This is a genomic window from Allocatelliglobosispora scoriae (assembly GCF_014204945.1).
In the GTDB taxonomy this organism is placed as follows: domain Bacteria; phylum Actinomycetota; class Actinomycetes; order Mycobacteriales; family Micromonosporaceae; genus Allocatelliglobosispora; species Allocatelliglobosispora scoriae.
Genome location: NZ_JACHMN010000003.1, coordinates 509,986 through 522,103, shown reverse-complemented (window position 1 = coordinate 522,103; position 12,118 = coordinate 509,986). Strand labels below are relative to the sequence as shown.

General features: G+C 70.0%; 12 protein-coding genes. 6 read left to right on the top strand and 6 right to left on the bottom strand.

All coding sequences use genetic code 11. The features are described 5' to 3' along the window. The first annotated feature begins 18 nt into the window (after positions 1 to 18). On the top strand, positions 19 to 774 hold the full coding sequence (locus tag F4553_RS29055) for a DeoR/GlpR family DNA-binding transcription regulator (RefSeq protein WP_184842150.1): 756 nt from the start codon (positions 19 to 21) through the stop codon (positions 772 to 774). A 63-nt stretch (positions 775 to 837) separates the two neighbouring features. Here the strand turns inward: F4553_RS29055 and F4553_RS29050 are convergent, their stop codons facing one another. Further along, a complete protein-coding gene (locus tag F4553_RS29050) occupies positions 838 to 2,505 on the bottom strand; it encodes a glycosyl hydrolase family 18 protein (protein WP_184842147.1) in 1,668 nt (555 codons plus the stop codon). A 213-nt stretch (positions 2,506 to 2,718) separates the two neighbouring features. Between F4553_RS29050 and F4553_RS29045 the strand changes: the two genes are divergently transcribed. Further along, on the top strand, positions 2,719 to 4,191 hold the full coding sequence (locus F4553_RS29045; protein ID WP_184847060.1) for an alpha/beta hydrolase: 1,473 nt from the start codon (positions 2,719 to 2,721) through the stop codon (positions 4,189 to 4,191). A gap of 26 nt (positions 4,192 to 4,217) precedes the next feature. Here F4553_RS29045 and ligD read toward each other — a convergent pair whose 3' ends face one another. Continuing rightward, positions 4,218 to 5,237 carry a non-homologous end-joining DNA ligase gene (ligD, locus tag F4553_RS29040; protein ID WP_184842144.1) on the bottom strand — a complete coding sequence of 340 codons (1,020 nt, stop codon included), beginning with the start codon at positions 5,235 to 5,237 and terminating at the stop codon, positions 4,218 to 4,220. Between the two features lie 29 nt (positions 5,238 to 5,266). Between ligD and msrB the strand changes: the two genes are divergently transcribed. After that, complete coding sequence (gene msrB / locus F4553_RS29035) at positions 5,267 to 5,656, top strand: peptide-methionine (R)-S-oxide reductase MsrB (protein ID WP_184842141.1); 390 nt, start codon at positions 5,267 to 5,269, stop codon at positions 5,654 to 5,656. Positions 5,657 to 5,704: 48 nt separating this feature from the next. Here the strand turns inward: msrB and F4553_RS29030 are convergent, their stop codons facing one another. Next, positions 5,705 to 6,652 (bottom strand): SDR family NAD(P)-dependent oxidoreductase, encoded by a 948-nt coding sequence (locus F4553_RS29030; RefSeq protein WP_184842138.1) that lies wholly within the window; start codon positions 6,650 to 6,652, stop codon positions 5,705 to 5,707. Between the two features lie 150 nt (positions 6,653 to 6,802). Between F4553_RS29030 and F4553_RS29025 the strand changes: the two genes are divergently transcribed. Continuing rightward, positions 6,803 to 7,384 (top strand): TetR/AcrR family transcriptional regulator, encoded by a 582-nt coding sequence (locus tag F4553_RS29025; RefSeq protein ID WP_184842135.1) that lies wholly within the window; start codon positions 6,803 to 6,805, stop codon positions 7,382 to 7,384. Positions 7,385 to 7,396: 12 nt separating this feature from the next. Here the strand turns inward: F4553_RS29025 and F4553_RS29020 are convergent, their stop codons facing one another. Continuing rightward, the gene (locus F4553_RS29020; RefSeq protein WP_312875428.1) at positions 7,397 to 8,158 is read right to left on the bottom strand and encodes a TetR/AcrR family transcriptional regulator; all 762 of its coding nucleotides are present in this window, start codon (positions 8,156 to 8,158) and stop codon (positions 7,397 to 7,399) included. 131 nt (positions 8,159 to 8,289) lie between these two features. On the opposite strand from F4553_RS29020, the gene F4553_RS29015 reads away from it, so the two are divergent. Continuing rightward, the gene (locus tag F4553_RS29015; RefSeq protein WP_184842129.1) at positions 8,290 to 9,855 is read left to right on the top strand and encodes an MFS transporter; all 1,566 of its coding nucleotides are present in this window, start codon (positions 8,290 to 8,292) and stop codon (positions 9,853 to 9,855) included. A gap of 127 nt (positions 9,856 to 9,982) precedes the next feature. Then, entirely contained in the window at positions 9,983 to 10,327 is a 345-nt protein-coding gene (locus F4553_RS29010; protein WP_184842127.1) for a DUF6300 family protein, read from the top strand. 18 nt (positions 10,328 to 10,345) lie between these two features. Here the strand turns inward: F4553_RS29010 and F4553_RS29005 are convergent, their stop codons facing one another. Further along, a complete protein-coding gene (locus F4553_RS29005; RefSeq protein ID WP_184842124.1) occupies positions 10,346 to 11,251 on the bottom strand; it encodes an aminoglycoside phosphotransferase family protein in 906 nt (301 codons plus the stop codon). Between the two features lie 67 nt (positions 11,252 to 11,318). After that, positions 11,319 to 12,017 (bottom strand): NIPSNAP family protein, encoded by a 699-nt coding sequence (locus tag F4553_RS29000; RefSeq protein WP_246467509.1) that lies wholly within the window; start codon positions 12,015 to 12,017, stop codon positions 11,319 to 11,321. Positions 12,018 to 12,118 lie beyond the last annotated feature (101 nt).

The following is a 12,118-nucleotide window of genomic DNA, read 5'->3' as shown; positions in this document are numbered from 1 at the left end:
CCGGCGAGAGGAGTGGCTTTGCGCAAGCATGATCGGTGGAATGCGCTGCTGGAGCAGCTCGCGGCCGACGGGCAGATCGACATCGACGCCGCCGCCGGGACGCTCGGGGTGTCGTCCGCGACGATTCGGCGGGACCTGGACGAGCTGACCGAGCAGCAGATGGTGACGCGGACGCGGGGCGGCGCGGTGGCCTACAGCGTCTCTTACGATCTGCCGCTGCGCTACAAGACCGCCCGGCACGCGCCGGAGAAGCAGCGGATCGCCGCCGCGGCCGCCGCGATGGTGGACGCGGGGGCGATCGTCGGGCTCACCGGGGGCACCACCACGACCGAGGTGGCGCGGGCGCTCTCCACTCGCGCGGTCACGATCGTCACGAACGCGGTCAACATCGCCAACGAGCTCGCCGTCCGGCCGGACGTGAAGATCGTGATGCCGGGCGGGGTGATGCGGCCGCAGTCCTACGAGCTGATCGGGCCGCTCGCGAGCGGGGTGCTCGGGGAGATCAGCCTCGACATCGCATTCCTCGGCGTGGACGGGATCGATCCCGAGCGCGGGGTCGGCGCGCACCATGAGGGCGAGGCGGCGATCAACCGGCTGATGGCCTTCAACGCCGCCCGGGTGGTCGTCGTGGCGGACGCGTCCAAGCTGGGGCGCCGGACATTCGCACGGATCTGCGAGCTGGATCGCGTACACACGCTGATCACCGACACCACCGCGCCGCGCGACGCGCTGGACCGGCTCGCCGCCGCGGGCCTCGCGATCGTCACCGTCTGACGGAGAAGAAGGGCGGCGCGCCGGAGCGCACCGCCCTTCACCCTCCCCTGGTGGAGGGGGTCGTTACAGGTTGTTCTTCATGGCGGTGATCAGCTCGCCGTTCGAAGTGTCACCCGTGAGCTCCCAGAAGAACGCTCCGGCGAGGTTCTGCTGGTTGGCGTAGGCCATCTTCCCGGCGATCGTGGTGGGAGTGTCGTAGCTCCACCACTGGCCGTTGCAGAAGGCGTAGGCCGTGCCGGCGATGGTGCCGGTGGTCGGGCACTTGGTCTTGAGGACCTTGTAGTCCTCGTTGCCCGCCTCGTAGGTGCCCGGTGCCGCGCCCGTCGCCGTGCCGCCCGGGGCGGCCTGGGTGACGCCGGTCCAGCCACGGCCGTAGAAGCCGATGCCGAGCAGCAGCTTGTTGGACGGGATGTTGAGCGACTTGAGCTTCTGGATCGCCGCGTCGCTGTAGAAACCCGCCTGCGGGATGCCCGCGTAGCTGGTCAACGGCGAGTGCGGGGCCGTCGGGCCCTGCGCGTTGAAGGAGCCGAAGTAGTCGTAGGTCATCGGCATGTAGAAGTCGACATACTGCGCGGCGCCCGCGTAGTCCGCCTTCTCGATCTTGCCGCCGGTGGTGCCGTCAGCCGTGATCGCCGAGGTGATGAGGGCGCTCGCACCGAAGCGGGTCCGCAGCGCCTGCATCAGGTTCTTGTAGGTCGCGAAGGTCGAGTTGTCGCACGCGATGCCGCACGCGCCCGGGTACTCCCAGTCGATGTCGATGCCGTCGAAGACATCGGCCCAGCGGGGGTCCTCGACGACGTTGTAGCAGGAGTTCGCGAACGCGGTCGGGTTCTGCGCCGCCTGCGTGAAGCCGGGCGAGTAGGTCCAGCCGCCGAAGGAGTAGATGACCTTCAGACCGGGGTGCATCGCCTTGAGGCGGCGGAGCTGGCCGAAGTTGCCGCGCAGCGCACCGGTGTCCCAGGTGTCGGCGACACCGTTGACGGAGCCCGCCGCGTCATAGGCCTTGTCATAGTCGGCGTAGGAGTCGCTCAGGACGCACTGGCCGTTGGTGACGTTGCCGAACGCGTAGAGGATGTGGGTCAGCTTCGCAGCCGCGCCACTCGTCTCGATGTTCTTGACGTGGTAATTGCGGCCGTAGACGCCCCAGTTGGGGAAGTAGCCCACGATCTTCTTGCCCGACGGGCTGGTGGGGCTCGTCGACGGGCTCGGCGACGTGGTCGGCGAGGTCGACGGGCTCGGGGAAGCCGACGGCGACTTCGAAGCACTCGGCGAGACGCTCGGTGAGACCGACGGCGAAGCGGACGGCGACCCGGCGGTCGGGGACGGGGAGGAGCCGGTCGAGCAGGAGGCTCCGTTGATCGTGCAGTTGGACGGCGTACCCGTGCCGGAGGCGATGTAGCCGAAGCTGACGGTGCCGCCCGCGGGAACGTTGCCGTTCCACGTCGGCACGGCGGTGTAGGTGTTGCCGGCCTTCGTCACCGTGGCGTCCCACGCGGACGAGACGACACTCGTCGCCGGCAGATCGAACTTGATCGTCCACGTGGAGATCGCGGCCGACGAGCCGTTGTTGATGGTGAACTTGCCCTGGATGCCCGTGCCCCATGCGGAGTCGGTGGAGTAGGTGGCGGTGACCGTGCCCGCGGCTGCGGCCTGGGTGATGCCCACACCCAACCCCGTCGCGATCATTGCCGCCGCGATGCTCGCGGCGAGGCGTGCCCTGTGCTTGTTCATGATCTCCCCTGGCTATAAGAGAACTTGGAGATATTTATAAGGAAGGTTTACTAAAAGAACAAGGGGCAAAATCTTTTTTCTCGATTGCCCGCAAACGGGGGTGGTCGCTGCCAAGTAGGCTCGCTGGCAACCGACCTCGGGAGAAATTACGTGCGCACCCTGCTCCGTCGCCTGGCCAAGCCGTCCGTCGCCGCGTTCCTCGGCATCGCGCTCATGGCGGGCGGCTGCGTCTTCCTGCCCGGCTTCGGCGGCGGTTCCGACGGGGGCTCGTCCGAGGAGGCCGACGACGGGATCTGGAAGGGGTGCCGGTCGGAGCCGCGGGAGCTGCTCGGTGCGGTGCCGAGCGGATTCGCGTTCCACTGCACCACGATCAAGGTGCCGCGGGACTGGGCGAAACCCGACGGGCCCACGATGGACCTCGCGCTGATCCGGGTCCGCTCCACCAGCCAGAAGGACCGCATCGGCTCGCTCGTCGTCAACCCCGGCGGGCCCGGTGGGTCCGGTGTGGACCTCGCCGTCTACCTGACCCGGGGCCTGCCGATCGAGGTGCTGCGCCGCTTCGACCTCATCGGATTCGACCCGCGCGGCGTCGGCCGCTCCACCCCGGTCAAGTGCATCTCCGACGCCGACCTCGACGCCACCTTCGGCGCCGACCCCGACCCGCAGAGCCAGGCCGAGTTCGACGAGATCGTGGCCATGACGAGGCGCATCGACGAGACCTGCGGCCAGAAGTACGGCGACGAGCTGAGCCTCTTCTCCACCGAGCAGGCGGCCCGCGACATCGAGTCGATCCGGACCACGGTCGGCGACGAGAAGCTGACCTACCTGGGCTACTCCTACGGCACGCTGCTCGGCGCCGTCTATGCCCAGCTCTTCCCGACGAAGATCCGGGCGATGGTGCTCGACGGCGCCGTCGACCCCACGCAGAGCTCCAGCGCCTCCGGCGAATCCCAGGCGAAGGGCTTCGAGCGGGCGATGGACAACTTCTCCGCCTGGTGCTCCTCGCACAAGTCCGCCTGCGACCTCGACGACGAGCCTCGTGCGGTCATCAACGACCTGCTCGACAAGGCACGGGTCAAGCCGGTCAAGGGTTCCGGCGGGCGCGAAGCCACCCCGGGCTGGATCTTCTACGCCGTCGTCTCATCGCTCTACACCCAGGACTACTGGTCCGACCTGGCCGACGCGCTCTCCTCGCTGCAGGGCGGCGACCCGAGCGGCGTCTTCGACCTCGCCGACCGGTACGCCGAGCGCGACCCCTCCGGCCACTACACCAACCTCTTCGACGCCAATGCCGCGGTCAACTGCGCCGACGACGGCAAGTCGCCGACGGTGGACCAGGTCCGCACCGCGCAGAGCGACTGGCGCGCCAAGTACCCGCTCTTCGGCGCGCCGCTCGCCGTCGGCGGCCTGACCTGCGCGCTGTGGCCCGGCAAGCGGGACCCCTACCCCGTCGGCAAGGCGGTCGGCGCACCGCCGATCGTGGTCGTCGGCACCAAAGGCGACCCGGCCACGCCCTACGAGCAGACCGCGACGCTCGCCGAGATGCTCGGTGTCGGCACGGTGCTCACCTGGGAGGGTGAGGGGCACACCGCTTACCCCGAGACGCGCTGCATCAGCAACGCGGTCAACGGTTACCTGATCAGCCTGAAGGTGCCCGAGGCCGGGCTCACCTGCCCGGCGAAGTGACGTGGACCGGCCGTCAACGGCCGGTCCTACTCCGGGTTGCGGGCCTTGCTCGGCTGGACCCGCATGGGTTCGCCGGGCATCTTCGGGTACTCCGGGGGGTAGGGCAGGTCGCCGAGGTCGTGGTCGCGCTGATCCCGCTCGTACCACTCCAGCAGGGTGGTGAGGTCGTGCGGGTCGTCGTCCATCGTCGCGAAGGGATCGCCGACGGTGGCCAGGCGCGCCGGCACCGTGCGCAGGTCGAAGTCGTCGGGCTCCACCTGGGTCAGCTCGTCCCAGGTGACCGGGGTGCTGACGGTGGCACGCTGGTTGGCGCGCAGCGAGTAGGCACCGGCGATGGTCCGGTCCCGGGCCATCTGGTTGTAGTCGATGAAGACCTTCTCGCCGCGCTCCTCCTTCCACCAGGAGGTGGTGATGCGGTCGGGGTCGCGCCGCTCCAGCGCACGGGCGAAGGCGATCACCGCGTGCCGGGCGTCGACGAAGCTCCACTCCGGCCGGATGCGGACATAGATGTGGACGCCGCGCCCGCCGGAGGTCTTGGGGTAACCCGTGAGCCCCGCCTCGGCGAGCACCTCCCGGGCCAGCCCGGCGACCCGGGCCGCGTCGGCGAAGTCGGTGCCGGGCTGCGGGTCGAGGTCGACGCGCAGCTCATCGGGCTTGTCGGTGTCGTCGGCCCGGACCGGCCACGGGTGGAAGACGATCGCGCCCATCTGCGCCGCCCAGGCGATGTGGGCACCCTCGCGGACGCAGAGCGCCTCGGCGGTCCGCCCGCTCGGGAACATGATCTTCGTCGTGGCGAGCCAGTCCGGGATGCCCTTGACCGGTGCCCGCTTCTGGTAGAAGGTCTCGCCGTCGAGCCCGTCGGGGAAGCGCTGGAGCATCGTCGGGCGGTCCCGCATCGCCCGGAGCATCGGCTCCATGACGGCGAGGTAGTACTCGAAGACGTCTCGCTTCGTGTAGCCCGCCTGGGGGAAATACACCTTGTCGGGGCTGGACAATCTTACGGACCGGTTACCGACGTCGAACGTCTCGCCCTTGCTGGTCGCCACCGCACCAGGCTACCGCGTACGGTTGGAGCATGTCAGAAAAGATCACTGAGGATGAATGGCGCATCCGGCTGACTCCGGCTGAGTTCCGGGTCCTCCGTGAGCACGGCACCGAGCCCGCCTGGTCCGGGGAGTATGTCGACACCAAGACCGCCGGGACCTACGCCTGCCGCGCCTGCGGAACGGCGCTGTTCAGCAGCGAGACCAAGTTCGACTCGCACTGCGGCTGGCCGTCCTTCGACGAGGCGCTGCCGGGCACGATCACCTATATCGAGGACCGCTCCTTCGGCATGGTCCGCACCGAGGTGCGCTGCGCCAACTGCGGCTCGCACCTGGGGCACCGCTTCGACGGCGAGAAGATGACGCCGAAGGACGCGCGTTACTGCATCAACTCGGTCAGCCTGCGGCTCGAACCGAGCTGACCGACCGTCGGCCCGGCGGGGTCCCGCCGGGTCGAGATCACCGCTTGCTCAGCGGTCGAGCAGGTCCAGCGAGACCTGCCACAGCCGCTCGGCCGCCGCCGGGTCCAGCGCCCAGGCGGCGACGCCCTTGCGCTCCCCCGGCACGTTGGGCCCGGCCTCGTTGCAGTCCTCGAAGTAGCGCCCGCCCACTCCGTCCAGCAGCGGCGAGGTCGCCACCAGCACCGAGGTGGCCGCGCCCTGCTCGGTGCTCTTCCAGCGGAATCCGGCCGGGGCGTTGGACTGCGCCCGCATCCGGTCCAGCTCCTCCTCGGTGACGTGGCGCTGCAGGTTGGTCCGGATCGCACCCGGCATCAGGGCGTTGACGAAGATGCCGTCACCGGCCCAGCGGCGGGTCGCCTCGACGCCGAAGAGCACGTTGGCCGTCTTGGACTGGCCGTACGCCTCCCACGGGTCGTAGGGGCGGTGCTCGAAGTGGAGGTCGTCGAAGACGACGGGCGAGCGCAGGTGGCCGGTCGAGCTGACCGAGACGACGCGGGCGCCGCCGGCCGCCGCGAGCGCGCCGTGCAGGCCGGTGGCGAGCCCGAAGTGGCCCAGGTGGTTGGTGGCGAACTGCAGCTCCCAACCCTCGGGGGTACGCGTCTCGGGCGACGCCATCACGCCCGCGTTGTTGACGAGCAGGTGCAGTGGGCCCTCCCAGGCCTCCACGAACGCGGCGACCGAGGCCCGGTCGGCGAGGTCGAGCGGTGCGACGAGGACCTGCTTGGCGCCGGTGGTCGCGACGATGTCGTCGGCGGTGCGCTCGCCCGCGGCGAGGTCCCGGACGGCGAGGGTGACCTCCGCACCCGCACCGGCGAGCGCCCTGGCGGTCTCGACGCCGATGCCGGAGGCGCCGCCGGTGACGACGGCGCGGCGGCCGGTGAGGTCGATGCCCGCGATGACCTCGGCGGCGGTGGATGCCGCGGTGAACGGCGTGGTGATACGCGTGCTCGCAGTCATGATCTTTCCCGTCTGGCTCGATGGTGCGGTCGGGGTTCTCCCGTTACGATACGAAGTGGAGGCGCCTCCACTAACGTGAACAGTAACCGGAGGTCCCTCCGGTTAGCAAGCGGCACGGATACGTGACGCGGACAACAGGCGGGAGCAGTCGTGTCGGAGACCCAGGCCAGGCCGCTGCGCGCCGACGCCCAGCGCAACCGGGACCGGCTCCTCGACGCCGCCGTGACCGCCTTCTCCGCCGACGGTCCCGATGTCACCCTGGAGTCGATCGCGAAGGCGGCCGGGGTCGGCATCGGCACCCTCTACCGCAACTTCCCCACCCGCGAGGCGCTGATCGAGGCGGCCTACCGCAACGAGCTGACCCGGCTCTGCGACGCCGTCGACGACCTGCTCCGCGAGCTGCCCGCCGATGCGGCGCTGCGGGCGTGGATGGACCGGTTCATCGATTACATGGCGACGAAGCGGGGCATGGCCGACGCGCTGCGGGTCGTCATCGCGCACGGCGGCAACCCGTTCTCGGAGAGCCGCGCCATGATCACCGCCGCGCTCGCGACACTGCTGCGGGCAGGGGTCGAGGCCGGGCGGATCCGGCCGGATGTCGAGCCGGCCGACGTCTTCGCCGGGCTGGGCGGAGTCGCCATGGCGGTCGGCGAGCCGGCGCTGCGCGAGCAGGCCGGTCGCGTACTCGACCTGCTCATGGACGGCATGCGCTTCGGCGCGAGGTCCGGCTAGCGCGAGGCGTGACTAGGGCACCGCCCGCTGGGTGACCAGAACGCCCACCCCGTCGAGGATCCGGGCCAGGCCGAAGATGAACTCCTCGTCCGGGTCGTCGGCCTTGTCCAGCACCCCCTCGGCGATGAGCGCGCTGAGCGACGGGAACTGCTTGGGGTGGATCAGGCTCTTCAGCAGCCGCCCGTAAGCGGACATCGCGATCTCCACGGTGATACCCGCCTCGCTGCTCGCCGCCGCGATGTCCGCACTCGTCGTCGCCTCGTTGCGGACATAGCCACTGAGCAGCAGGATCACTGAGAGCTTCTCGCTCTCGGTGAGGCCGGTGCCGCGCAGACAGGTGAGCCCCTCCTCCATCCAGGCGATCTGGTGGGGCGTGATGGGCGGGCCGCTGATCGGCACCCGCAGTGCCCACGGGTGGCGGTGGAACGCCGCCCGCTCGGCCCACGCCCAGCGCTCCAGGCCCTCCCGCCAGCCGAGTTCGGGCAGGGTCTCCGGCGGCAGGCCGATCGCCTGGTCGGTCATGAGCGCCAGCAGCTCGTCCTTCGAGGTCACATAGCGGTAGAGGCCCATCGTCGAGGACTGCACCTCGGCGGCGACCCGGCCCATCGAGACCGCGCCCAGGCCCTCGGCGACCGCGAGCCCCACGGCAGCCGTCACGATCCGCTCCAGCGTCAGGCCGCGTTTGGGCCCCTTGGCGGACCGCTCCCGCAGGCCCCACGCTGCCGCGATGCTCGCCGGGATCTCGATCTCGCTCGGGTCGGTGCTCGCTGCCACTGTGCCTGCCTTCCGGATCGTGCTTGACGACATCCTAGTACCGCGTATACCTTACGCAATATCGCGTATTACATACGCAAACTTGCGTACGGCGTACCCAGAAGATCTTACCCAGAAAGTGGTGACCCCTCATGACAACGCAGGCAGCGGCCCCGCTCGCCGGACGCAAGGAGTGGATCGGGCTCGCGGTGCTCCTGCTGCCCCTGCTCCTCGTCTCGATGGACGTCTCGGTGCTCTACTTCGCCGTTCCGTTCATCAGTAACGACCTCCACCCGACCAGCACCCAGCAGCTGTGGATCTTCGATGTCTACGGCTTCGTCCTCGCCGGCCTGCTCATCACGATGGGCTCGCTCGGCGACCGGATCGGCCGCCGCCGGCTGCTGATGATCGGTGCGGCGGCTTTCGGGGCGACGTCGCTGGCGGCGGCCTACGCGGGCAGTGCCGAAGCGCTCATCGCGGCCCGGGCGCTGCTCGGCATCGGCGGGGCCACCCTGATGCCCTCCACGCTGGCGCTGCTGCGCAACATGTTCCACAACGAGAAGCAGCGTGCCACCGCCGTGGCGATCTGGACCGCCGCGCTCACCTTCGGCATCTCCCTCGGCCCGATCCTCAGCGGCTTCCTGCTGGAGCACTTCTGGTGGGGCTCGGTCTTCCTGATCAACGTGCCGTTCATGGTGCTGCTGGTGATCCTCGCGCCGCTGCTGATCCCGGAGTTCCGCGTACCCGGCCGGGTGCGCTTCGACCTGGTCAGCTCCGTCCTCTCGCTCAGCGCGGTGCTGCCGATGATCTATGGCATCAAGGAGATCGCCGCCCACGGCGTGACTCCCCTGCGGGCCGGGCTCATCGTCGCCGGGCTCGCCGTCGGAGCACTCTTCCTGCGGCGCCAGCAGACCCGGCCGGACCCGATGATCGACCTCAGCCTCTTCCGCCGCCGGGTCTTCAGCGGCTCCATCCTGATGAACCTGTTCGCCATGTTCGCCCTGGTCGGCTTCGCGATCTTCACCACGCAGTTCATCCAGACCGTCCTCGGCATGCAGCCCCTGGAGGCGGCACTGTGGAGCCTCGCGCCGTCGCTCGGCGTGGGTGCCGCAGCCCCCACCGCCGCCACGCTCGCCAAGAAGGGCGTCAACCGGGGGTCCATCATGGGCGTCGGGTTCCTCATCGCGCTGGCCGGATTCGCGATGATCACCATCGTCCAGGCCGACTCTCCGCTGTGGATGCTGCTCGTCGCGGCGATGTTCTACGCCAGCGGGCTCGTCGTGGTGATGTCGCTCTGCACCGAGATGATCATAGGTGCGGTTCCGGCGGAGCGGGCCGGCTCAGCCTCCGCGCTCGCCGAGACGTGCTCCGAGTTCGGCGGCGCCCTGGGCATGGCGGTGCTGGGCAGCATCGGCACGGCGGTCTATCGGAGCAGCGTGGCTGATGGCGTACCGGCCGGATTGGCTCCTGAAGCTCTTGACAGCGTGCGGGAGACGCTGGCCGGGGCGACAATGGTCGCGCAGGCCACGCCCGGCCCGCGCGGCGACGAGGTGCTGGCGGCCGCCCGCGAGGCCTTCGCCACCGGGATGCACGCCGCGGCGATCGGCGCGGTCGTGATCATGGGGCTCGCCGCGATCATCGCCTTCACGGTGCTCCGCCGGGCCACGGTGAGCGCGGCCGCAACCGAGACGCAGCCCGAGCTCGCGCCGGTTGGCTGAGAGCTCGGGGCCCGGTCGGCCGCGGCGCCCGGGGGCGTCGCATCAGCCGACCGGGCCCGGCCGTGTAGGTTCATCCGGTGCAGGTCGTCCCAATGATCACGAAGCCAATGATCACGGAGCAGTCCCGATGAGCGCCGTCCAGGTCACCGTCGCCGGCAATCGCCGTTGCCCCCGCTGTGCTGCCAAGCTGTGCCTCACCGCGACCATCGATCAAACGGGCCGGGCCGTCGCGCTCTGCCCGACGTGCGATGCGGGCAACGCCGACGCGCAGCGGCTGCTGGAATACTTCACCACCAACCAGACGGTGCTCCCGCAGGACCGGGCGCTCGTCTCCGAGATGCTCGGCCGCTGGCTCGGCTCGGCCACCCGCCACGAGCCCGCCGCGACCCTGACCGAGCGGGTCACTCTCGCCGACGAGGCCGAGGCCTGGTGGGCGGCGCGCCAGCGGCAGCAGCAGCCCGCCAGCGCGTGACCTTTAGCGCGTGGTCTCCTAGCGCGTGATCGCCGCCGCGATCGCGGCCTGGACGGGGTTGACCACGGTCTCGCCGTCCTCGATGTCCCAGAGCGCGTTCTGCAGGGTGCGCCCCAGCGTCCAGGCGACGGCACGGTCCCGGTCCAGCCCGAGCACCTCGACCATCAGGTCGAAGCGGCGCCGGATGGCCCGGTCCACATCGGTCTGTGCCGCGATCTCCGCCCACCGGTTGTGCAGCGCGGGCAGCAGCTCGAAGCCGGGGTCGCCCGCGAGCGGCTTGGGGTCGATCGCGAGCCACGGCTCCCGGGCCCCGGCCAACACGTTCTCGAAGTGCAGGTCCCAGTGGAGCAGCCGGTCACCGGGCTCGCCCGCCACGTCGCGCAGCGCGGCGGCCCAACCCCGCACCCTCTCGCGGTCCGCGGCCTCCGCCAGCTTCACCACCGAGGCCGGTACGCCGTCCAGCATCCCCGCCACCACATCGCCGAGCCGCCGGACCGCAGGCGGCGCCGGGCACCCGTGCAGCCGGGCCAGCAGCCCCGCGATGATCCGCACCGCCTCCTCGGCATCGGGCAGGTCGGCCAACGACCGGCCGCCGTCGAGCCGCTCCAGCAGCAGCGTCCCCTCGCCGGGTGCCTCGTCCAGCAGCCGCACGGCTCCCTGACCGGCCCAGCTCCGCAGCGCGACCGCCTCACCCGCGGTCTCCTCGTCGACACGCTGGAACTTGACCACGGCAGCCTCGCCGCCCGGTCGGACGACGGGCAGCACCAGCGCGACCATCCCGTGCCGGACCGGCCCGTCGACCGTCAGCTCCCATGCCGCGAGCCTGCGCTCCACGATGCCGGGCAGGTCCTCGATCCATCGACGGCCGGCCGCACCGCCGAACGTGGCGTGGAACTCCGCCAAGCGCGGCGGTACGGCGATCACCCCACGAACTCCGTGAACGTGCCGGGCGTGTGCCGGTAGGTGCGGATCTGCGGAATCACAGCGGGTCCTATCGCAGCAGGGAACGGTCGGTGGGCGTGAGGCGCAGCTCCATCGGGTCGCCCAGCAGGCCGAGTTCGTCGAGAGCCGCTCGCCAGGGTGCCATGGCCGCCAGCCGGGTGCTGACCGTTTCGTGCTCGCCCGCGTTCTCGAACCGGGTGAGCCAGACGAGTGCGTGCTCGCCCGTGCGCACGGGCAGGGCGGGGAAGGTGTTCTCGGAATACTCCGTGGTGAACAGCGCGAACGGCTCGGCACCGGCGGCGGCGAGCAGTGGCTGGACCCGGTCGGTGACGGTGCGCTCGGACTCGGCGGTCAGCGGCGCGGTCAGCAGGCAGATCGTGGCCGTGATCAGCGCATCCGGCGAAGCATCGGCGCCCTCTGTGATTTCCTGCCCGATCGGGCGGAGCAGCAGGACGTCATCGGAGTCGATCATCGTGGCGTTGGCGGCGTCGCGATGCTGCTGCCACACGGGTCCCGAGTAGAACTCGGTGAGCGACCGCAGCCGCGACTCCATGTCGGGGAAGGCTCGGATCCAGGTGAAGCGGTCCGGGTCGTCGAGCTCACGGAACTGCCCGACGACGCGGATGCCCCGCTCCTGCTGGCTGGTCACGAACTCGCGGTCGAAGAGCTCGATCAGGGTGTCGCGGGCGCCCGGGTGCAGCGTGTAACGCCGCAGTTCATAGATCATGCCGCCGACGGTAGCGGCCATCACTGACATCCTCGGTCAGTGTTCGAAGGACCAGGTTCTCCGGACCAACTCTTGAAGAGTTGTGGCGATCTTGGTTGACTGTTCGCATTAGGGTAGCCTCA